This window comes from Pseudomonas sp., from assembly GCF_037994325.1.
Lineage (GTDB): Bacteria > Pseudomonadota > Gammaproteobacteria > Pseudomonadales > Pseudomonadaceae > Aquipseudomonas.
Genome location: NZ_JBBNAH010000641.1, coordinates 1 through 19,676, shown reverse-complemented (window position 1 = coordinate 19,676; position 19,676 = coordinate 1). Strand labels below are relative to the sequence as shown.

18 protein-coding genes and 1 pseudogene are annotated in these 19,676 nt (G+C 63.0%); 1 reads left to right on the top strand and 18 read right to left on the bottom strand.

What is annotated here, in order from left to right:
• On the bottom strand, window positions 1-1,029 hold a 1,029-nt coding region (locus tag AAAB16_RS21150), incomplete at its 3' end, for an AMP-binding protein (protein ID WP_340665105.1).
• 66 nt (window positions 1,030-1,095) lie between these two features.
• The gene (locus tag AAAB16_RS21145; protein WP_340665104.1) at window positions 1,096-2,544 is read right to left on the bottom strand and encodes an aldehyde dehydrogenase family protein; all 1,449 of its coding nucleotides are present in this window, start codon (window positions 2,542-2,544) and stop codon (window positions 1,096-1,098) included.
• A gap of 131 nt (window positions 2,545-2,675) precedes the next feature.
• On the opposite strand from AAAB16_RS21145, the gene AAAB16_RS21140 reads away from it, so the two are divergent.
• Entirely contained in the window at window positions 2,676-3,839 is a 1,164-nt protein-coding gene (locus tag AAAB16_RS21140) for an acyl-CoA dehydrogenase family protein (protein ID WP_340665103.1), read from the top strand.
• Window positions 3,840-4,099: 260 nt separating this feature from the next.
• On the opposite strand, the gene AAAB16_RS21135 is transcribed toward AAAB16_RS21140, so the two are convergent.
• The 16 genes and pseudogenes from AAAB16_RS21135 to AAAB16_RS21060 form a co-directional block, all read right to left on the bottom strand.
• On the bottom strand, window positions 4,100-4,420 hold the full coding sequence (locus AAAB16_RS21135; protein ID WP_340665102.1) for a 2Fe-2S iron-sulfur cluster-binding protein: 321 nt from the start codon (window positions 4,418-4,420) through the stop codon (window positions 4,100-4,102).
• An 18-nt stretch (window positions 4,421-4,438) separates the two neighbouring features.
• Window positions 4,439-5,674 carry an FAD-dependent oxidoreductase gene (locus tag AAAB16_RS21130; RefSeq protein ID WP_340665101.1) on the bottom strand — a complete coding sequence of 412 codons (1,236 nt, stop codon included), beginning with the start codon at window positions 5,672-5,674 and terminating at the stop codon, window positions 4,439-4,441.
• Between the two features lie 201 nt (window positions 5,675-5,875).
• Complete coding sequence (locus tag AAAB16_RS21125) at window positions 5,876-7,093, bottom strand: CoA transferase (protein ID WP_340665100.1); 1,218 nt, start codon at window positions 7,091-7,093, stop codon at window positions 5,876-5,878.
• Window positions 7,093-8,763, bottom strand: coding sequence for an acyl-CoA dehydrogenase family protein (locus tag AAAB16_RS21120; RefSeq protein ID WP_340665099.1), 1,671 nt, complete (start codon window positions 8,761-8,763; stop codon window positions 7,093-7,095). The genes AAAB16_RS21125 and AAAB16_RS21120 overlap by 1 nt, the downstream gene beginning before the upstream one ends.
• 17 nt (window positions 8,764-8,780) lie before the next feature.
• Window positions 8,781-9,692, bottom strand: coding sequence for a CoA ester lyase (locus AAAB16_RS21115; protein ID WP_340665098.1), 912 nt, complete (start codon window positions 9,690-9,692; stop codon window positions 8,781-8,783).
• Window positions 9,689-10,546 carry an acyl-CoA dehydrogenase gene (locus AAAB16_RS21110; protein WP_340665097.1) on the bottom strand — a complete coding sequence of 286 codons (858 nt, stop codon included), beginning with the start codon at window positions 10,544-10,546 and terminating at the stop codon, window positions 9,689-9,691. The genes AAAB16_RS21115 and AAAB16_RS21110 overlap by 4 nt, the downstream gene beginning before the upstream one ends.
• Window positions 10,543-12,054: a 3-hydroxyacyl-CoA dehydrogenase gene (locus AAAB16_RS21105; RefSeq protein WP_340665096.1), complete on the bottom strand. Its 1,512-nt coding sequence runs from the start codon at window positions 12,052-12,054 to the stop codon at window positions 10,543-10,545. Before AAAB16_RS21105 ends, AAAB16_RS21110 begins: the two co-directional genes overlap by 4 nt.
• Before the next feature lie 2 nt (window positions 12,055-12,056).
• Window positions 12,057-12,827 carry an enoyl-CoA hydratase-related protein gene (locus AAAB16_RS21100; RefSeq protein WP_340665095.1) on the bottom strand — a complete coding sequence of 257 codons (771 nt, stop codon included), beginning with the start codon at window positions 12,825-12,827 and terminating at the stop codon, window positions 12,057-12,059.
• Window positions 12,824-13,603 carry an enoyl-CoA hydratase-related protein gene (locus AAAB16_RS21095; RefSeq protein WP_340665094.1) on the bottom strand — a complete coding sequence of 260 codons (780 nt, stop codon included), beginning with the start codon at window positions 13,601-13,603 and terminating at the stop codon, window positions 12,824-12,826. The genes AAAB16_RS21100 and AAAB16_RS21095 overlap by 4 nt, the downstream gene beginning before the upstream one ends.
• Window positions 13,603-14,805 carry an acetyl-CoA acetyltransferase gene (locus AAAB16_RS21090; RefSeq protein ID WP_340665093.1) on the bottom strand — a complete coding sequence of 401 codons (1,203 nt, stop codon included), beginning with the start codon at window positions 14,803-14,805 and terminating at the stop codon, window positions 13,603-13,605. Before AAAB16_RS21090 ends, AAAB16_RS21095 begins: the two co-directional genes overlap by 1 nt.
• Window positions 14,806-14,811: 6 nt before the next feature.
• Window positions 14,812-16,290 (bottom strand): 3-oxoacyl-[acyl-carrier-protein] synthase III C-terminal domain-containing protein, encoded by a 1,479-nt coding sequence (locus tag AAAB16_RS21085; protein WP_340665092.1) that lies wholly within the window; start codon window positions 16,288-16,290, stop codon window positions 14,812-14,814.
• A 10-nt stretch (window positions 16,291-16,300) separates the two neighbouring features.
• Window positions 16,301-17,206 carry an alpha/beta hydrolase gene (locus tag AAAB16_RS21080; RefSeq protein ID WP_340665091.1) on the bottom strand — a complete coding sequence of 302 codons (906 nt, stop codon included), beginning with the start codon at window positions 17,204-17,206 and terminating at the stop codon, window positions 16,301-16,303.
• Window positions 17,206-17,940, bottom strand: coding sequence for an SDR family oxidoreductase (locus tag AAAB16_RS21075; RefSeq protein ID WP_340665090.1), 735 nt, complete (start codon window positions 17,938-17,940; stop codon window positions 17,206-17,208). The genes AAAB16_RS21080 and AAAB16_RS21075 overlap by 1 nt, the downstream gene beginning before the upstream one ends.
• Window positions 17,937-18,749 (bottom strand): enoyl-CoA hydratase-related protein, encoded by an 813-nt coding sequence (locus AAAB16_RS21070; RefSeq protein ID WP_340665089.1) that lies wholly within the window; start codon window positions 18,747-18,749, stop codon window positions 17,937-17,939. Before AAAB16_RS21070 ends, AAAB16_RS21075 begins: the two co-directional genes overlap by 4 nt.
• Before the next feature lie 10 nt (window positions 18,750-18,759).
• Window positions 18,760-19,242, bottom strand: a complete 483-nt coding sequence (locus tag AAAB16_RS21065) for an aromatic-ring-hydroxylating dioxygenase subunit beta (protein ID WP_340665088.1) — start codon at window positions 19,240-19,242, stop codon at window positions 18,760-18,762.
• Window positions 19,243-19,676 (bottom strand): annotated as a pseudogene (locus AAAB16_RS21060) (aromatic ring-hydroxylating dioxygenase subunit alpha); the annotation flags it as partial.

The following is a 19,676-nucleotide window of genomic DNA, read 5'->3' as shown; positions in this document are numbered from 1 at the left end:
GTGCAGTTCACCGAGGATGGCGCGGCCGACGGTGCCGGGGCGTTCCAGGGCAGTTTTGCTGTCGGCGATGGTGGAGCCGATGCTTTCGGTGCAGGAGTAGAACTCCACCAGTATCGGGCCCCACCATTGGATCATGGCTTGTTTGGTGGGCACGGGGCATGGGGCGCCGGCGTGTACGGCGACTTTCTGGCTGGACAGGTCGTAGCGGCGGCGTTGTTCTTCTGGCAAGGCCAGCAGGCGGTGGAACATGGTGGGCACCCATTGGCTGTGGGTGACGCGGTAGCGTTCGATGGCTTTCAGGGTGTTTTCGGCGTCGAACTTTTCGGCCATTACCAGGGTGCCGCCGAGAATGGTCATGCCTTGGCCCCATTTCATGGGGGCGGCGTGGTAGTACGGCGAGGGCGAGTAGTACACCGATTCTTGGTTCACGCCAAAGCCGCGCTGCATCAGGCCGGCGATCACGGCGGTGCTGCCCAGGGGCAGGCCGGTGAGTGTGGGTTTTACCCCTTTTGGCCGGCCGGTGGTGCCGGAGGAATAGAGCATTTCGCTGCCTTCCAGCGCATCGCGAATCGGGCTGCCGTCGAAGGCGGAGAGCGCGTCGTCGAACAGTTTTACCCCGGGCACCGGGTCCAGGCTGTAGATCTGCGGCGGGCGTGGCAAGGCGCGGACGGCATCAAGGATGGCCGGCGCGGTCTTAGCGCTGACGACCAGTACCTGGGCTTCGCAGTCGGCGATGATGTAGGCCGCTTCGGCGCCGGTCAGGCGGGTGCTGATAAAGGTGTAATACAGGCCCACGTAGTGCGCGCCCCATTGCACCGCTGGGCATTCCAGGCGGTTTTCCAGGCAGTACGCCACATGGTGGCCAGGTTTCAAGCCGAGCCATTGATACAGGCGGCCGAGGCGATTGGCATAGGTGTCCAGCGCGGCGTAAGTCAGCGTGGCGCCGCTTTCGGCCATGATCACGGCGGGTTTTTCCGGGGTACGCGCGGCGTGTGCGCCTGGGTATAGCTGGGGGGTGTTGTCGCTCATCTCAGCGGCCTCGTAACAGTGGGTAGTGCTGGCGTGGGTGCACGCTTGTGGTTGTTGTTCTGTGGCTTATAGATGCTGGAGCATCCAGCCGAGAATGCTGCGTACCCGCGGTTTATACGGCGGGAAAAACAGGCTGGCGGTCAGCAGCTGGGTTTTGACGATGGCGCGCTCATGGGAGAAGGCGCGAATGCCCCACTCGCCGTGGTAGCTGCCGATGCCGGAATTATTCACCCCGCCAAACGGCAGGTTGTGGTGCAAAAAGTGCGCGGCAATATGGTTGACGCAGGTGCCGCCGGCACTGGTGCGGGCGATGATGCGGTCGGCGCTGGCGTTGTTCTTGGTCCAGATATACAGGGCCAAGGGTTTGGGCGCGGCGTTGATGCGGCCGATGACTTCATCGAGGGTGTCGAAGCTGATGATCGGCAGCACTGGCCCGAAGATTTCCTCGTGCATGATTCGCGCGTCGTCAGGGATGTTGTCCAGCAACGTTGGCGAGACAAAGTGCGCGTCGATATCCACCGCGCCGCCGTAAATCACTCGAGCACCCAGGGCTTTGGCGTCGTCAATCAGACCCGCCACCCGCTGGCTATGGCGCACATTGATCACCCGCGACAACTCGGCGCCCTTGGCCGCCATGCCCTCGCCGTACCACTCGGTGAGGTGCGCGGTGACGCGCTGAACAAACTGCGCCTTGATGCTGCTGTGCACGTAGATATGGTCGGGGGCGATGCAGGTTTGCCCGGCGTTGATGAACTTGCCCCAGGCGATGGTTTTGGCCGCCAGTTCAATATCGGCGGTTTCGTCGACCACCACCGGCGACTTGCCGCCCAGCTCCAGGGTGACGCTGGCGAGGTGCTTGGCGGCGGCGGTCATCACCACCTTGCCAATGGACGGTGCGCCGGTGAAGAACACGTGGTCGAACGGCAGCTCCAGCAGTGCCGTGGCTACGCTGGCGTCGCCTTCAAAGACCGCGACCTCGGTTTCGTCGAACACCTCGCGAATAATCTTCACCAGTACAGCGGACAGGTGCGGGGCGATTTCCGAGGTTTTGATCATCACCGTGTTGCCGCTGGCGATGGCCGGGATCAGCGGACCCAAGGTCAACGTCACCGGGTAATTCCACGGCGCAATGATCAGGCAGCGCCCACGCGGCTCGTAACGCACCCAGGCTCGGGTACCGAGCATCATCATCGAGGGCTGCACGCGGCGCGGCTTTAGCCATTTGTTCAGGCGTTTGCAGTAGTCGGAAATATCCATGATCACCGGCATCAGCTCGGTGAAGTCCACTTCCACGGCGGGCCGCTTGAAGTCCTTGGCCGCGGCCTCTACCACGGCCTCGCGGTGTTCCATCAGCACCGCGCGCAGGCGCTTTAACTTGGCGATGCGTTGCTCAACGGTGGAGCTGCGCAGGGTCAGGGCGGTGTGCTGCTGGGCGGCGAAAACCCGCTGGATATCCGCCGCCAATAGCGGCGTCAGTGACGCTGGGGGAAAGTTCGGAAGCTGGGCAACGGACATAAGACGACTCGCTACGGAGGGCTGACTGACGCTGATATTCACCTGGCTGTCGACGATGGAAATCGTCGTAAACGACGACTCTGCGACCCCTGCCCCTACCTAGCATTCAGGCATCAGCCCCGAAACACCCCATGGACCTCACTATGATCGACAGTTACCAACCGCGCTGGATGAACGAAGAGCTTCTGGCCCTGCAAGACCTGGCCCGGCGCTTTACCGCTGAAGAAGTCACTCCCAACCAGGAGCGCTGGTACGAGCAAGGCGCCACCGACCGCGAAGTGTGGCTGAAAGCCGGCGCCGCCGGCATCTTGCTGCCGGACATTTCCAGCGAATACGGCGGTTCCGACGGCACCTTTGCCCATGCTGCGGTATTTGCCCAGGAACTCTGCTTGGCCGGCGACACCAGTTTTCGCTGCGGCCAACAGATTCATTTGATCGCGGCGCACTATATCGAGCGCTACGGCAGCGCAGAACAGAAGCAAAAATACCTACCCGGCCTGGCCAGCGGTGAACTGATTGCCGGCATGGGCATGACCGAACCCAACGGCGGCACCGACCTGCAAAACATGCGCACCCGCGCGCTCAAGCAAGACAACCACTACCTGATCAATGGCGCCAAGACGTTTATCACCAATGGCTCCACCGCCGACATTCTGATATTGGCGGTAAAAACCGACCCCAAAGAAAAAGCCAAAGGGGTGTCGCTGTTTATCTTCGAAACAGACAACCCCGGCTTTCGCGTCGGCAAACGCCTGAAAAAAATCGGCCTGCACGGCTCCGACACCTGCGAGCTGTTTTTCGAAGACTGCCTGGTGCCAGAAAGCGCCCTGCTCGGCGGCGTTGAAGGCCGTGGCTTCTACCAGATGATGCAAGACCTCACCTACGAGCGCACCCTCACCGGCGTCAACTGCGCCGCGGTGATGGAACACGCCTTTCGCGTCACCCGCGACTATGCCCGTGACCGCACCATGTTTGATAAGCGCCTGATCGATCTGCAAACCGCCCGCTTTGAACTGGCGGAAGTGAAAACTGCCGCCACTATCGCCCGGGTGTTTTCCGACTTTGCAGTGGAGCGTTACCTGGACGGGACCATCACGGCGGATATCGCATCGATGAGCAAGTGGTGGATCAGCGAGCAGCAATGCGAAATCGTCACCCGTTGTCTGCAGTTGTTTGGTGGCCACGGCTACATGCTGGAATACCCGATTGCGCGGATGTATGTAGATGCGCGGATTGAGCCGATTTATGCCGGGTCCAATGAGATTCTCAAAGAGATTATTGGGCGGGCCTTGTAAGCCTGCGGTAGATCAACAGCCCCTCACCCCCAGCCCCTCTCCCGCACGCGGGCGAGGGGAGTTTAATTGTGAGTCCCTTCAGCATTAATGTATTACTCATTCCGCCCCCTCTCCCGCTTGCGGGAGAGGGCTGGGGTGAGGGGCTGTTGATCGCCCCCCACCGCCAACCATAAAAAAACGGCCATCGAGAGGGCTTCCCGATGACCGTATAAAACCCTGACCCAAGCCACCAAACAGGTCAGGGGTGCGGAGACTGTTGCTTAGCCTTGGCTAAGCGGAATTCGCAGTACCAACCCATCCAGTTCGTCGCGCATTTTCACTTGGCAGCACAGGCGACTGTGTTCGTTGGGCTCATAGGCGCCTTCGAGCATAAATGCTTCATCGCTGCTCTTGGCCGGCAGGCGGTCTTGCCACTCGGGTTCGACATACACGTGGCAGGTGGCACAGCTGCAGGCGCCGCCGCATTCGCCGTAGATACCCGGCACCATATTGTCGACGGCAATCTGCATAAGGGTGCGGCCCGGTTCTGCTTCGATGCTGTGTTCGGTGTTGGAGCTGTCGATAAAAATCACGTTGGCCATATGCAACTTCCTACTGCGTTAACTGGCTGCGGGCAGCAGCGATTTGAGGCTGATGTTTTCATCGGCCAACGCCAGCGCATCGACCTGCACGCGCTCAGCTACCAGGCGCTTGGCGACCATAAAGTCTTGCGGACGATTTACGGCGTCCACCGACAGCACGATGCCGTTGCGCAGGTAAAACGCGCTGAAAGACTCCGTGGCAGGGTCGCCGCGAAACACCAGCTCGTCGTAGCCTTGCGACAGGCCAACCATCTGTAATTTCAGGTCGAACTGATCGGACCAGAACCAGGGCACGGCGACGTGGGGAATATCTTTGCCGCAGATCGAATGCGCGGCGGTGCGCCCTTGTTCCTGGGCGCTGGGCACTGATTCGATGCGGATCAGTTGGGCCAGAAAGCCGTTGACGTGTTTGGCGCAGTCGCCGACGGCAAGAATGTCCGGGTCCATGGTTTGCGCGTAGGAGTCGACGACGATGCCGTTGTCCACTTCCAGGCCCGCAGAGCGGGCCAGTTCCTCGTTGGGTACGATGCCGATGCCGACGATCACCAGGTCCACGTTAAGCTCGCTGCCGTCACTGAGCTGTACCGACTCCACCTGCTGTTCACCGTGAAAGGACTTCACGCTGACGCCGGTGCGGATATCCACGCCACGGGCTCGGTGGGCGCGTTCGTAGAAGGCCGAGATTTCCGGCGCTGCAACGCGCGCCAGCACGCGGGGTGCGGCCTCCAGCACGGTCACCTGCAAGCCACTTTTGATGCCTACCGACGCGGCTTCCAGGCCGATATAGCCGCCGCCAATCACCAGCAGGCGTTTGCCGTCGGCAAAATCGGCTTGCAGTCGGTCGATATCGGCCAGGGTGCGGATGTAATGCACATTGGGTTTGTGCGCGGCGGGGTCGGCGAGTTTGCGCGGGCGGCCACCGGTGGCGAGTACCAGCTTGGTGTAGGCCTGCAGACGGCCATCGCTGAGCAGGATGTTTTTCTTGACTCGATCAATGGCCAGCACCTGGGTGCCGGTCCAGCATTCCACTTCCAGTTTGTCGTAAGCGGCGGCGCTGCGAATCAACAAGGACTCGCGGGTCGCCTCACCCGACAGGTAGGTTTTCGACAACGGCGGACGCCGATACGGCAGCTCCGGCTCATCGCCGATCAAAATGATGCGCCCTGCGTACGCGTTCTGGCGTAACGTCGCTACCACTTCGGCCCCGGCATGGCCGGCGCCGACGATAACGGCAATTTCACTCGCTGAAGACATGCTCGGTACCCGCTCCGATGGCTGTGGGATTCTTGTGCAGCCATGCTCGCTTGGGGCGAATGCCGGTACATCGTCGTTTGCGACGAACTAAGACAGGTCGTACGCAGCACAGGGTAAGCAGGAACATTCTGGGTCCCCGCCTGCGCGGGGACGACGGTGTTGTAATGAGGGACTCCATCTTCCCCGCGCAGGCGCAAGCCTTTAAGAAACCGAAGTGCGCACTAAGCCCTGATCATGCAACGCGCCGAACTCACCACTGCTCAGCCCCAGCACATCCATCAATACTGCCTCGGTATCGGCGCCCAGCTGCGGCGCGGGTTGCGGGGTTCGGTGTTGGTCGTTGAAGCGCAGCGGTAAGCCTGGCGTCAGCACTCGGCCAATGCCTGGCTGCTCCAGCAGCTTGAACAGCGGGTTCTGTTCGGAGCATGACGGATCTTCGTGCAGCAAGGTGCAGATACTCTGGTAACGGCTCCAACACACGCCGCTGTCTTCAAAGATGGCTGTGATTTCTTCCAGGGTGCGGCTGGCGACCCAGGGGCTGATTAGCGCAGCCAACGCTTTACGCGCCTCGAAGCGCTCGCCTTCACGGTTCAGGTCCACACCCAGCTGTTGTGCCAGGGCGTCCACCTGCTCGCTGATACCGGTGACTTCGCACAAGCTGCGCCACTGTTTCAACGTGAGGCCAACCACCATGATGCGTTGCCCATCACGGGTCACGAAGTCGCGACCAAACGCGCCAAACAGGTCGTTGCCATACCGTTGGCGTTGTTCGCCGCGCTGCGCTTCGGCGAGGAATCCCAGGTGGCCCATCACGGCCAGCGCGACATCTTCCAGCGCCAGTTTTACGTGCTGGCCAACGCCGCTCCGGTCGCGTTGTCGTTCGGCCGACAGTAGCCCGACCGCCGCCATTTGCCCAGTGATCAGATCCCACGCCGGCAGCACATGATTGACCGCGCCGTAGACGTCTTGCGGGCCAGTGAGATAGGGCAAGCCGAGGCGTGGGTTGACGGTGTAATCCACCGCCGAGCCACCGTGGCGGTCGCCTTGAATGGTCAGTTGAATCAGGTCGTCGCGCTGGCCACGCAAGGTCTCATAGTCCAGCCAGCCTCGGGGTGGGAAGTTGGTCAGCAAGAAGCCGGCGTCTTTGCCTGGCGCGGTAATCAGCGCTTGCGCCAGTTCGCGGCCCTGGGCCTTGGTGATATCGATGACCACTGAGCGTTTGGCTTTGTTCAGCCCGGCCCAGAACAAACTGGTGTTGTCTTCGGTAACCGGCCAGCGCCGGTAATCCAGGCCGCCTTCCAGGCCATCGATACGAATCACCTCGGCGCCCATCTGCGCCAGGGTCATGCCCCCCAGGGGCGCAGCAACGAAGGCCGAGACTTCAACCACGCGCATGCCGTGAAGAATGCCGTCGTTCATCACGCGGCCTCGGCGTTCAGGGCCGCTTCCAGCAGGCTGCGGCCAATCACTTTAAGCGCCAGGGTTTCCTCGGCGCCTTCGAAAATCGACAGCACGCGGGCGTCGACAAAGTAGCGGCTCACCGCCACCTCCTCGGCGTAGCCCATGCCGCCATGAATCTGCAGCGCCTCACGCGTTACCAGCTCGGCGCTGCGGCAGGCGAATAACTTCACCAGACTGGCTTCCATGCGCCCTTCCCCCTCGGCCAACAGCCGGCCCACCGAGTAGCTGAGGTAGCGGCTGGCGACATATCGCGCCGCCATTTTCGCCAGCTTGGCGCCGGTCAGTGGGTAGTCGAGCAGGGGCGCGCCAAACACCTTGCGTTCACCGGCATAGCGCACGCCGGCCAGCAATGCCGCGCGCATTACGCCACTGGCCCGCCCGGCGGTTTGCATACGCCCGCCGGTCATGCCGGCCATGGTGTGGTAGAAGCCTTTGCCCAGGCCTTGGGCCTCGCCAATCACATGGCTGTCGGGAACGAAGAAGTCTTCGAAGGACAGGTCGAACGAGTGCATGCCACGGTAGCCGATGGTGGGAATGGCACGCCCCGTTAGGCGCCCACCGCCCTCTTGGCGGTAGTCAAAATCGTGGCCGTCGTAGCTGGGTTTTTCCGCCAGTAGAAGGCTCAGGCCGCGATGCCCCAAGCTTTTGTCCGGGTTGGTACGGGTGACCACCATCAGCACCCCCGCCTTGCCGGCAAACGTGCACCAGGTTTTTGCCCCGTTTAGCCGCCAGCCGCCTGCGCAGGGTGTGCCGCGCAGGGTCAGGCCGGCGACGTCGGAGCCAAAATCAGGCTCGGTGATGGCGATGGCGCACAGCGGTGCGCCCTCGGCCAAACGCGGCAACCAATGCTTTTTCTGCGCCTCGGTGCCGCCACTGAGCAGCGCCCGCGACAGAATTTCCGGGCGGGTGATCAAGCTACCTGCGGCGGCCAGGGAGGCCTGGGACAGCGCTTCGGTGACCACAATCATGGTCAACGGATCTTCACGGTCATCGGGCGCGCTGCCGCCGTACTGCTCGGGAATCGACAGGCCAAAAACACCCATATCCCGCAGTGCCTCCAGCAGGCTTTCCGGAATGGTCAGGTCTTCGCGGTGGATGCGCTCGGCCAGCGGCGCAACCGTGTCGGCGGCAAAGCGGCGGAACTGTTCTTCAATCATCGCCAGCTCAGCGCTCATGGCGACCTGGCCTATCTGTTCCGGGTGTTCTGCCAGTAGTCGCGCACTTTCGTGCAATGCCGCCCCAGACAATACGCCGCGCCGCAGTGCACGCAATTTGGGATCGGCTGCGATGCTATGCAGCTCCACGTCGGGCAGGTCCAGGTCGGCGCAGATGCCTTCCAGACGGCTAAGCACCAAGGTCACCGCTTCGACCGCAAACACCAGAATCAGGCGGCGATCCACGGCGCTGGTGGCGGCATTGACGGCCTGCAACGAACGTTCGGCGGCGAGCAATTCGGCGCTGGCCCAGGCCAGTTCATAGGTCGGCACTTGCAGCTGGTCGAGCAACCCGGCATCCAACACCGGCCCTCGGCTGCAGCGTGTGGCCAGGGCGCGGGTGACCTGCTCCAGCACGCTACGCAGTTGATACAGCAGGCGCAGCGCATCGTCATTGGTGGCAATCGGCAACATGGGGGGCACTCCAAACATCATTCGCGGATGGGGGTAGGCAGCGGCTGGCGTCGTTGTTCAGCGGACAAATGCCGGGCCAGCAGCTCACGGGCGCGGGCCACCACAGGGGCGTCAATCATCTTGCCGCGATAGGCAAAGGCGCCCCGCCCTTCGGCTTCGGCGGTGGCAAACTCGGACAGCAGGCCAACGGTGTACTCAACCTCGGCATCGCTGGGTGTAAACACGTCGTTGAGGGTGGCAACCTGCCCCGGGTGGATACAGAAGGCGCCGACCATGCCCAACTGCCGGCCCAGCACGATGCTGTGGCGAAAGCGTGGCAGATCGCTGAAGTCGGCAATGGAGCCGGGAAAACCAAACGGTAAAAGGCCGGCACGGCGACAGGCAAAGGCCACTTGCTGGTTGGGCCACAGCAGCGTTTCGGCGGTTGGCTCCATGCTCGCCGAAACGGAAAAATCTTCCGGCCCCAGGCTCATGCCCATCAGCCGTGGCGAGGCCCCGGCAATCTCGTCCAGCAGCGGCAACGCCGCCACGTCTTCAATTTGCGCGAGGATCAAGGTGTGCCCGGCCGGCATTCCGCGCTCGGTTTCCAGGCGGTCCAGCTGCAACGCCACCAGACGTACCCCTTCGGCAGAGGCGACTTTGGGCAACACCACCGCGCACACCACTGGGCTGACAATCGCCTGTAAATCCAGCAGACCACCGTTGTCGGGTTCGTTGATGCGCACCAGCACATCCAGGCCGCGGCTGGCGATGCCCTCGGCAGCGACCACTGCAGCCTCGCGGGCTTGTGCTTTTAGGCCCGGCGCCACGGCGTCTTCAAGATCGAGGATGCAGGCGTCAGCGCCTCGTTCGTGAACCTTGTCGGTGAATTTGCTGATATGCGCCGGCACAAACAGCAGCGAGCGCCACACAGGAAACGTACGGCTCATAACGACGCCTCCAGCGTGGCGGTGGCGGTCATGGTGACAAAGCCATCCTGATTTAAAGTCCATAGCTCCAGGCTGTTGCCCTCACGCTTGCTGCATAGCTGCAACTGGTCGGTGTCGAACACCGGGCGCACAGCACGGAATTTAAAGCGGCCGATACGCACGTTGGGGTGAAACACCGCCACCTGTTCAGCCAGCAAGGTGGCCAGCAGCGGCCCGTGCACCACCAGCGCCGGGTAGTGTTCCTGGCCGGTGGCGTAGTCGCGGTCGTAGTGAATGCGGTGGCCGTTGAAGGTCAGCGCGCTGTAGCGAAACAGCAGCACCGGGTCGGGCTGCAGGGTCTGTTGATGCTCTGCGGCATAGGGCGCCGGCTCGCCAGGCGGCAATGGGCTGGGGCCGTCCGGCATGGCGCGGTAGACCAGGTGTTGTTTCTCCACCAGGCATAGCTGCAAGCCCTGGCGGATTTGATGCTCCAGACTTACAAACACCAAGGCGCCAGTGGAACCCTGTTTGAGGTCGACAGCGGTCACGCGCGAATGCTGTATAGCCGAGACGCCCAGGCGCAAGGGAAGCAAATAGCTGAATTCACCTGAGGCCCACATTCGCCGTGGCAACGGCACGGGCGGCAAAAAAGAGCCCGTTTTGCCGTGCCCGTCGGCCCCCAGCTCGCGGTGCTGGACGTGGTCGTTGAAATACAGCCACTGCCACGTCGGCGGCAGGGCATCACCGGATTGCGGCGCCAGCTCGCGGTTTAGCGTGGCGCTAAGGGCTTGGGCGGGGAACGAGGCCAACAGTTGCTCGCGGCTGCGCTCGCGGCCGACCCAGCCTCGCAGGTGGTCGATATCGATGGCAGTCATCGGCGCGTTACCTCTTCAGTCAGCAACGACTGCCCCAGCGCCACACGCCTCGCCAGCCATGGGCTGGGGCGATAACGCGGGTCGCCGCTCAGGGCATGCATGCGCTGCAGAATTTCCAGCACGCGCTTGCCGCCAATGGCATCGCCCAGGCTCAACGGCCCCTGCGGGTAGCCCAGGCCCAGGCGCACCGCATCTTCAATATCGGCCACGCTGGCGATGCCGCGCTGGGCGATATCGGCAGCGATATTGACGATGGTGGCGAGCACCCGTTGCAGCACAAAACCGCAGCTGTCATTGATCACCGTCACCGGCATCTCTTGCGCCGCCAGCATGGCCCAGGCGGCGTCACGCACCTCGGCGAGGGTGACGCTGCTTAGCATCAGGGTGCGGTGGTTATCCAGACCTGGCAGCGGATCGACCGCCACGGCGCGGGTGGCATCCAGGCCGTGGGCGGCGCAGTAACGCGCCACGTCGTTGCCCCAGAATTGCACCAGCAAAATGTCCGCTTCGGCGGGGTTGTCGTGCAGCTCCATGGCCGCTTCCACCACCAGACCTTGCAGGCGCTCGTACTCATCGGCAGCGGGATCAACCCATACCGACAGCGCGGTATTGATTGGCGGCACCGGCGCAAGCTCATTGAGCTGTTTCTGGTTATCGCTGTAGCGGTACCAACCTTCGCCCGTTTTGCGGCCATACAGACCGGCGCCTAGACGCGGCGCAACCAGCGGTGAAGGACGAAAGCGCGGTTCCTGGTAAAACTGCTGGTAAATCGATTCCATGACCTTGCCGGAAACATCCAGGCCGGTGAGGTCCAGCAGCTCAAACGGCCCCATACGAAAGCCACCGGCTTCGCGCATCAGGGTGTCAACGTCCTGGGCCGAGGCCACCTGTTCTTCGAGAATGCGCAGGCCTTCGGTGTACAACCCACGTCCGGCATGGTTAACCAGAAAGCCCGGCTGGTCGGCGGCGATAACGGCGCGGTGGCCGGCGTTTTCTACGACGTGTTGCAGGGCGCTCACGGTAGCCGGCGAGGTGCGCACGGCGGCGATAACCTCGGCCACTTTCATCAGCGGTACGGGGTTAAAAAAATGCAGCCCGGCAACACGTTCCGGCAGTCGGCAACCGGCGGCAATATCGGCCACCATCAGCGACGATGTGTTACTGGCGAGAATCGCCTGGTCGCCCAGCACCTGTTCCAGCGCGCCGAACAACTGGCGCTTGACCGCCAGGTCTTCCACCACGGCTTCAATGGCCAGGTCGCAGCCGGCAAGGTCTTCGATGCGAGAGCAGGCAGACATACGCGCCATGATGGCGTCGCCCTCCTCACGGCTATAGCGCTGTTTGGCCACGGCGCGATTGATCAGGTCGCGCACAAACTCAATGGCGTTTTGTGCCGCGCCTTCGGCGGCGTCAAAGCAACGCACGGGATGGCCGGCCTGGGCGAACAACTGCACGATGCCTCGGCCCATGGTGCCGGCACCGATCACGGCAATGTGGTGAATGCTCATGCTTAGTTTCCTGTGTAGCGCGGCGGGCGTTTGTCGAGAAACGCGCGCATGCCTTCGGTTTTGTCCTGGGTGTCGAACAGCAGCAGAAACTCGCGGTTCTCCAACGCCAGGGCGACGTCCAGGGGTTGGTCGGCGCCGAGGGTCATGGCGCGCTTGATGGCGCGCAGCGCTTTGGGCGGCATGGCGGCAGCGGCGTGCGCGAGCACCAGGGCACGGGCCAGTGCGGGGCCTTCAGTGACCAGTTCGCTGACCAGCCCCAACTGCGCCGCTCGCTCAGCATCCAGTAATTCGCCCGTCAGCAGCATCAGATTGGCCACCGGCTTACCCACAGCGCGCAACAAGCGTTGCGTACCACCCGCGCCCGGCATGATGCCGACCCGTGCTTCGGGCTGGCCAAAGCGCGCGCTGCTGTCGGCGACAAGGATGTCGCACATCATCGCCAGCTCGCAGCCAGCCCCGAGGGCAAAACCACTGACGGCAGCGATCACCGGTTTCTGGCTTTTCGCCACCGGCGCCCAGTACTGACCGAGGTCGAGGTCGGCCACTTCTTGTGCGCCTTTATCCACCAGTAAGTTCAGGTCGGCGCCCGCAGCAAATACGCTGTCGCCACCGGTAATCACAATCACCGCCACCGCGCTATCGCGCTCCAATTCCTGCATGGCACTGGCAATGGCGGCGCGCATGGTCAGGTCGAGGGCATTGCGTTTTTCCGCGCGGTTGAGGCGCAGGATGGCGACCGCGCCGTCGCGTTCCACCAATACCGGAAGCGTCATTGGTGCGGCTCCTGACGGCGGGTGAATTGCGGCTCGCGCTTCTCGGCAAAGGCGGCAAAGCCTTCGCGAAAATCGGCAGCGAGTAGTAGCACGGCCTGGTCGTCTTCCTCGCGCTGTAACTCATCGGCAAAGCTGGCGGCTGGCTGTTGCAGGCGGCGTTTCATACGGGCAAAGGCGTCGTGCGGCAAAGCGGCCAACTGCACAGCGCGGTTTACTGCTGCCGCCATCACATCGTCGGCCAGCTCGTCGACCAGGCCGCTATTCAACGCCGCCTCGCCGCTGATGACCTGGCCATGCACCAGCATAGTTTTCGCTGCTGCCACGCCTACGCGCGCCGGCAAGGTACGCAAGGTGCCCCAGTCCGGCGCCAAACCCAGGCGCATAAACGGGAAAAGAAACTTGCTGGTCGGGCCAGCGACAATCACGTCGGTGAGCAACGCCATGCCCACGCCAGCCCCCGCACAAAACCCCTCGGTAGCGGCTACCACTGGCAGCGGTAGGCTTTCCAGCAAGCGGCATAGCTGGTGAATATGCTGCATCCGCTCACGGGCGCCGGCTTCATCAAGGTCGGCCATGCTGGCGATATCGCCACCGGCAGAAAACACCCCACCGACGCCGCCCAGCACCACCGCCCGACAGCCAGGGTCACGGCGCGCGGCGAGCAGGTGGTCGATCAGCGCTTGGCGCACCTCGTGGTTAATCGCATTGCGCTTGTCTGGGCGATTGATCAGCAAGCGCCACACACCGCTGGCCGGCTGGTCGAGCAACACACTCATCAGCGCCCTTCCTTACCGATGATGGAAATCGAGCAGACGTTCTGCGACGGCTGGCCACCGAGGTTATGAATCAACCCGGTGTGCGGATCCGGCAATTGCCGTGAGCCGGCGCGGCCCTGCAACTGCAGGTAAATTTCGTAGAGCATGCGAATGCCGCTGGCACCCACCGGGTGGCCAAAACATTTCAGGCCACCATCGATCTGGCACGGCACGCGGCCTTCGGCATCGAACGCGCCATCCAGCACGTCACGCACCGCCATGCCCGGCTCGGAAAGGAACAGGTCTTCCATGGTCACCAGTTCGGTGATGGAAAAGCAGTCGTGCACCTCGGTCATGCTGATTTGTTCGCGGGGCTTGCTGATACCGGCTTCGGCATAGGCTTTTTTCGCCGCGATACGGGTGGTGTGCACATAGCTACCGTCCCAGCCATTGCCTTGCATTTCCCAGCCGTTGGACACGGCCACTTGCAGGGCTTTAAAGGTCACCAGATCGGTCTTGCCCATGGCGCGGGCGATATCCGGGCGGGTGACGATCACCGCCGCCGCGCCATCAGAGACGCCGCAGCAGTCAAACAGGCCCAATGGCTCGGCAATGATCGGCGCCTTCAGGCACTGCTCTTCGGTGATGATTTTGCGCAGGTGCGCCTTGGGGTTTTTCGCGCCGTTGGCGTGGCTTTTTACCGACACGTGGGCAATCGCACGCTTGAGCAAGTGCGGGTCGACGTTAAAGCGCGCCTGGTAGGCCGAGGCCAACTGGGCGAAGTTGGCCGGGGCCACGGCGCCGGGGTACCACTGCGGAATATAAGTGCCAACGGTGGCGACCGGCAGGCCGCCATAGCCGGTGTCTTTGAGCTTTTCCACGCCGAGGGCCAGGGCGATATCGCAGGCGCCGGAGGCAACCGCATACACCGCTGCGCGAATGGCTTCCGAGCCGCCGGCGCAAAAGTTTTCCACGCGGGTTACGCCAATATTCGGCAAGCGCAGGGCAATGCTCATGGGGGTGCCGCCACGGCCGGTGCCGACATCTTCCATATGGGTGGAAAACCAGGCGGCGTCGATCTGCTCGGGGGCAATGCCCGCGTCGGCCATCGCTTCGCTATAGGCCTCGACCATCAGATCTTCGGGGCTGGCGTCCCAGCGCTCACCGAAACGGCAGCAGCCCATGCCAAGAATCGCAACTTTGTCTTTGATACCAATGGGCATGACGACTTACTCCAACGGCGCTTGAGGCGCAGGGGTGTGAACGGGGGTGGCTTTCCAGAAGTAGCGTTTGAAGCCGCGCGAGTCGTCGATGTCTTTGATGCGGAACACCATCTCCACCTCGAGCGCGGTCTGCACGTCGCCTTTGGCAACGTCGGTGAATTCCATGAGGATGCGACCGCCACCGTCGAAGTCGATTTGCCCGTAGTGATGGGGCGGTGCCATATACGAGGACAGCGACTCGGCCGACCAACTCAGCACACGGCCCAGGCGGTCGGCCAGCGGATGGGGCTCTTGCGTATCGAGCACGGCGGCGCCTGCGGTGGAGGTCAGCCGCGATGGCGGAAACAGCACGTCACCCGTGACGCGGCAACGCCCGGCCACCAGGCCGAGGATGGCGCGACGGTGGCGGTACGCAGTGCTCAGCGCGGTCTTTTTGTCTTGCTCGCCACGCACGCCCTTCTCCAGTTGCAACTGGCCTTTGTAGGCCAGAAAGCGCGTGTAGCTGAGTTCTTCACGGCCACGGGCCAGCCAGCCGGAGACACCACGGCGGGCGCTAAACTGTTTGATCTCATCGGTGACGCGCAGCACCACAGCACGGGCGCCGCTGCCGAATTGGGCAAGCACAATTACCTGCCCTGGCTCAGCGGTTTCCAGCACCTTGGCCAGCAACAAGAGACCATGGCCCACACCGGTATTGCCCACCTCGGCGGCCAGGCCATCGACCACCGCTTCACCGCGAATACCGCAGGCCTTCGCCACCTGGGCATCCATCTTCGCCAGTGAGGTGGGGAAGATAAAATGCGCGACGGCTTCGGCGTCTACACCGCTGTCGCTTAAGGCACGCTTGATCACCTGCGGCATCGAGCGGCTGACGCCTTCGTCACGCACCCAGCGCTCTTCCCCGTAGTAATCGATTTCGCGACCGGTGAGGCGGAAGTGATCGATAAAGTCAGCGCTTAAGGCCGCCTGGCCGAGCACGTCGGCAATCACCTGTTCGCGGCCAAACAACAGCGCGGCGGCGCCATCGCCGTAGTCCAACTCCTGAGCGCTGGCGGCGCGGGTGCGGCGGCTGTCGGCAGCGGTCAGCAAGACCGAGCCCGGGGCGCTGGCAGCGCTGGCCAGGGCTTGGGAAAAACCGGCCAGGGCGGCGCACTGCGAACCGGTGATATCGCTGGCAGCGGTGTATTCGTCCAGGTTCAGCGCTTCGGCAATCACCGCCGCGTTCAGGCGCTCGGCGAAGGGCAGCGTGCAGGAGGCCAGAATCACCTCACGTACGCGGCCTTCAAGGTCCTGGCCACCCAGCGCATCGCGGGCAGCCGCCACCGCCATGGTGATGCTGTCTTCATCCCAGTTGGCCATGGAACGGTGCCCTTTGGCCTTGCCTTTCAGCTCGGGGGCATACCAGGCATTGGCCGTAACCACGGCTTGCCGGCTTAAACGCAGGCGCGGGATATAGGCGCCGAATCCGGTGATACCAATGCTCACAGTGCAGTCCTCATGTTGGGTTCCAGTGCTGGCGTAAAAACGTGCCGATGCAGGCGATGGCTTCTCGCGCCTCGGCCAGCTCGGCAGCAAATTGTTGGAAGACGTGGATCATTTCGGGCCATACCTGCAGCTCTACCGAAACGCCGGCGGCGCGGGCCTTGGCGGCAAACAGGGTGCTGTCGTCCAGGCCCGTTTCGCGGTCGCCGACTTGCACCAGCAACGGCGGCAACCCGGCCAGCTCGCCATGCAGTGGCGAGGCCAGCGGGTTAAGCGGATCGCCGCCCTCCCCCAGGTACTGCGTGGCCAGGGCGACGATCATCGGGCGCTGATGAATGGGGTCGGCGTCGGCGCGGGTTTGGTAGCTGGCGGCGCTGGCACTCAGGTCGGTCCAGGCGGACAGCAGAACGGCGGCGGCTGGCAGTGGCCGGCCTTTGTCGCGCAGGGCCAGTAACGTGGCAGCGGCCAGGCCACCGCCCGCCGAATCGCCGGCAATAGCCAGTTGATCGGGTTCAAAACCCTGCGCCAGCAGCCAGTCGTAGACGGCCAGTACATCCAGCAACGGCTCGGGAAAGCCGTGTTCGGGCAGCAGGCGATAGTCGACGCCCAGCACCTGGCAACCCGCGGTCTCCGAGAGGCGCACCATCAGGTCGTGGTGGGAGGTGAGCGAGCCCATTTTGAAGCCGCCGCCATGCAGGTAAATCAGCACCTGCTGCTCGTTGGCGCCAGGCGCTTTAATCCAGCGCACCGGCACGCCGTTGGCGTTGGTGTCTTGGGTTTCGCAGGCTTGGTCGTCGGCCCAGAACAAGGCGTCCCAATCGCGGCGCAGGGTTTCAATCGGCGTATGCCGGCGCCAGCTGCCATAGACCGCCTGGATGCGTGCGATGACCCGCTCCAGCGCCTCGTGTTGGCCACTCATTAGCAGCCCATCCCGCCGGACACGCCGAGGGTTTCACCGGTGATAAAACTGGCGTCGCGGCTGGCGAGAAACACCACAGCGGCCGCCACTTCATCCGGTTCGCCAAGGCGGCCCACCAGGGTCGAAGCCTTCATCGCCGCCAGCAGCTTTCCCCCCCCCCCGTCGAGGGCTTTGCGCAGCAGCGGTGTATACACCGGACCTGGCGCGACGACGTTAACGGTGATGCCGTAGCGGGCGTTTTCCCGGGCAATGGATTTGCTGAAGGCGATCACACCGCCCTTGGCTGCGGCATACACCGCGCCGCCTTTGGAGCCCTGCCTGCCGGCCTCGGAACCGACATTGATAATTCGCCCATAGCCCGCCGCCTGCATGGCCGGCAACGCCGCGTGGGTGGTGGCGAACACCGCTTGCAGATTGACCGCCAGCAGGTACTGCCACTGCTCGATGGTGGTGTTGGTAAAGAAGTCGTGTTGGTCGCAGCCGGCGTTATTGATCAGGATATCCAGCGGCCCCAATTCGGCGACCACGCGCTGCACTTCAGGCAGATCGCTGACATCCAGGCGCACGGCTTGGCCGCCCACTTCGTCCGCCAGGCGTTCGGCGCTGACCATATCCTGGGCAGCAATAATCACCTTGGCGCCCTCGGCCGCCAGGCGTCGCACTATGGCTTCGCCAATGCCTTTTGAGCCACCTGTTACGAAGGCACGTTGACCGGTCAATGCACGCATGGTCATTGGCCCTCGAACTGCGCGGTGCGCTTTTCAATGACCGCCGCTAAGCCTTCGCGCACATCAAGGGTGCGGCACAGGTCGGCAACAGTGCGACTTTCCTCCGGCATTGCGGCATCGACGCCCAGGCCGATACCGGCCCACAGCAAGCGTTTGGTGGCGGCCAAGGCACGTGGTGCGCCTTCGGCCATCTGTTGCGCATAGGCCATGGCCGCGACCTGCACGTCAGCGTCGGCGACAATCTGATTGATCAAGCCCAGGGCAAGTGCTTCCGGGGCTTTGACCACCGGGTTCATCAACAGCATTTCCGTGGCTTTACGCGGGCCAACCAGGCGCGGCAACGTCACCGACAGGCCCGCGTCCGGGGCCATGGCAACGCGCGTGGCGCCACCCAGAAAACGGGCCGACTCACCGGCGATAACGATGTCCGACGCACACACCAGCCCCATCCCCCCCCCACCGGCGGCAAAGCCCTGCACGGCGGCAATGACGGGGGCATCCAGGTGGATCATGGCGCTGATCGCGGCCTGCAAATACACGGTGGCCTGGCGGATATATTCCGGCAGCTCGTCGCCCTTGCCGGCAAAGGTATGCACATCGCCACCGGCACAGAAATTCGCCCCCGCGCCGGTGAGCAACACCACCCGTACACGCCGTTCACCGTGGCAATGCATCAGCGCGGCGATCAGGTCTTGCAGGGTGGGAATGTCCAGACCATTGGCGGCGTCCGGGCGATTCAGGTGCAGGTGGGCCACACCGCCATGCAATGTCAGCCGCACGGCGCCGGTGGTGATCAACAGTTCAGGCTGACTCATCGAAGGGCACTCAAATCAGGAAAGACAGGGTGTAGAGGGCCTTGTCGTTGTTGACCAACACCACTTTTTTGCGGGCCATGCGCAGCCCACCGTCTTCGCGGCGCAGCAGGTATTCGTTGCGGGTGCACCAGACGGTTTCGGCGCGCAGGTTGGATTCAAAGACCATGGCGTTGGCCGCCACGCGAATCTCGTCGCCGCTGGCTTCAATAATTTCCACGTTGGAGAGGACCCGGCCGAGGCGCGAGCGCGGCGCCTGGGTGTGGCGTTTGCCGGTGTGAAATTGCTTGATGCGCAAGGCGATGCGCGAGCGGTTGTCGTAGATGATCGACATCTGCGTTTCCGGGTCGATGTCATCACCGTTGGCCGGCACCCAATACACCCCATCGCGGGTCCACAGCGCTTCCCACTCGTCGTACTGGTGGGTGTCTTGCAGACGTGCTTCGCGGAACAGGAACTGGCTGACTTCGTTGATCAGCGCCAAAGCGTCACTCATTTATTCGGCCTCCATCAGCGAGCGGTAGTGGGCCCAGATGCCACGGGTGGTGACCTCATCGGTGGCGTCGCCGATCAGGAAGCCGTCGGCGTCACGACGCTCGCGGGCCAGGCCTCGGCCGAGGTAGTTCCATTCGGGGTTGCGGGTTTGCACGCCGCGCTGGGTGCGCTCGTACATTTCCGAGTCATCGGCCAGCAGAAAACCGGCTGGGCCTACCGAGCCCATGGTTTGTTGGCGCAGGCGGCGGTTCAGGTCGGGCGCACCTTTGAATTGCAGGGCGGTGACGTGTTGAATGGTTTCGTCCACGGCAATGGCCTGGATGACGAAGATCTGGATTTCGGCAATAAACAGGTTGGGGAAAATCATGATGTGCGGCGTGCCGTCGATCATGATCTGGTTGGCCTTTTCCTCGCCGTAGGCGGCGCGCATCTTGG

Excerpts from the sequence above, each read along its gene's own strand:
- AAAB16_RS21145 (WP_340665104.1), bottom strand. The coding sequence starts at position 2,544 with ATGTCCGTTGCCCAGCTTCCGAACTTTCCCCCAGCGTCACTGACGCCG.
- AAAB16_RS21140 (WP_340665103.1), top strand. The coding sequence starts at position 2,676 with ATGGACCTCACTATGATCGACAGTTACCAACCGCGCTGGATGAACGAA.
- AAAB16_RS21135 (WP_340665102.1), bottom strand. The coding sequence starts at position 4,420 with ATGGCCAACGTGATTTTTATCGACAGCTCCAACACCGAACACAGCATC.
- AAAB16_RS21130 (WP_340665101.1), bottom strand. The coding sequence starts at position 5,674 with ATGTCTTCAGCGAGTGAAATTGCCGTTATCGTCGGCGCCGGCCATGCC.
- AAAB16_RS21125 (WP_340665100.1), bottom strand. The coding sequence starts at position 7,093 with ATGAACGACGGCATTCTTCACGGCATGCGCGTGGTTGAAGTCTCGGCC.
- AAAB16_RS21120 (WP_340665099.1), bottom strand. The coding sequence starts at position 8,763 with ATGTTGCCGATTGCCACCAATGACGATGCGCTGCGCCTGCTGTATCAA.
- AAAB16_RS21115 (WP_340665098.1), bottom strand. The coding sequence starts at position 9,692 with ATGAGCCGTACGTTTCCTGTGTGGCGCTCGCTGCTGTTTGTGCCGGCG.
- AAAB16_RS21110 (WP_340665097.1), bottom strand. The coding sequence starts at position 10,546 with ATGACTGCCATCGATATCGACCACCTGCGAGGCTGGGTCGGCCGCGAG.
- AAAB16_RS21105 (WP_340665096.1), bottom strand. The coding sequence starts at position 12,054 with ATGAGCATTCACCACATTGCCGTGATCGGTGCCGGCACCATGGGCCGA.
- AAAB16_RS21100 (WP_340665095.1), bottom strand. The coding sequence starts at position 12,827 with ATGACGCTTCCGGTATTGGTGGAACGCGACGGCGCGGTCGCCATCCTG.
- AAAB16_RS21095 (WP_340665094.1), bottom strand. The coding sequence starts at position 13,603 with ATGAGTGTGTTGCTCGACCAGCCGGCCAGCGGTGTGTGGCGCTTGCTG.
- AAAB16_RS21090 (WP_340665093.1), bottom strand. The coding sequence starts at position 14,805 with ATGCCCATTGGTATCAAAGACAAAGTTGCGATTCTTGGCATGGGCTGC.
- AAAB16_RS21080 (WP_340665091.1), bottom strand. The coding sequence starts at position 17,206 with ATGAGTGGCCAACACGAGGCGCTGGAGCGGGTCATCGCACGCATCCAG.
- AAAB16_RS21075 (WP_340665090.1), bottom strand. The coding sequence starts at position 17,940 with ATGACCATGCGTGCATTGACCGGTCAACGTGCCTTCGTAACAGGTGGC.
- AAAB16_RS21070 (WP_340665089.1), bottom strand. The coding sequence starts at position 18,749 with ATGAGTCAGCCTGAACTGTTGATCACCACCGGCGCCGTGCGGCTGACA.
- AAAB16_RS21065 (WP_340665088.1), bottom strand. The coding sequence starts at position 19,242 with ATGAGTGACGCTTTGGCGCTGATCAACGAAGTCAGCCAGTTCCTGTTC.